The organism is Pseudomonas sp. F220 (assembly GCF_057813935.1).
On the sequence record NZ_JBVASJ010000118.1, the window covers coordinates 1 to 783 of the forward strand.

Annotated in this window: 1 pseudogene; it reads left to right on the forward strand. The window is 63.5% G+C overall.

The window, feature by feature from the left end:
* Window positions 1–783: pseudogene (locus tag ACZYSM_RS29240) on the forward strand (RND family transporter); the annotation flags it as partial.

The following is a 783-nucleotide window of genomic DNA, read 5'->3' on the forward strand; positions in this document are numbered from 1 at the left end:
TGATCCAGGACCTGGCCATCACCGCCAGCATCGGCGTGGCCGTGCTGATCTTCACCTCCCTGCTGCTGATGCCGGTGTCGCTGTCCTACATCGGCGTCGGGCGCAAGGCAGCCGAGCGTGCCCTGAAAATCGACACGCGGGCCGACGGGCATAAAGGCTTTGGCAAGCTGTGGGACCTGCTCGACCGCTTCACCACCCGCAAGTGGGCCACCGGTGCAGTACTGGTGGCGGCACTGATGGGGATCGCCGGCTTCATGGTCAGCCAGCACCTGAAAATCGGCGACCTTGACAGTGGGGCTCCGGAGCTGCGTGCCGACTCGCGCTATAACCGCGACAACGCCTACATCACTAGCCACTATGCGCTGTCCAGCGACCTGTTCGCGGTAATGATCAAGACCGCGCCGGAAGGTTGCCTGAACTACCAGACGCTGGTCCTTGCCGACCGTCTGGCCTGGGAGCTGCAGCAGTCCCCGGGGGTTCAGGCGACGTCTTCGCTGGTCAACGCGGTGCGCCAGATTACCGCGGGCACCTACGAGGGTAACCCCAAGCTCAACAGCATCCAGCGCAACCAGGACGTGCTGAACTACGCCGCACAGCAAGCCTCGGTCAACACCCCGGAGTTGTTCAACAACGACTGCTCGCTGATGCCGGTGATTGCCTTCCTCAAGGACCACAAGGCCGAGACCCTGGACGCCGTGGTGGCCATTGCCGACAAGTTCGCCAAAGACAACAGCACCCCGGATCGGCAGTTCCTGCTGGCCGCCGGTAGCTCCGGCATCGAAG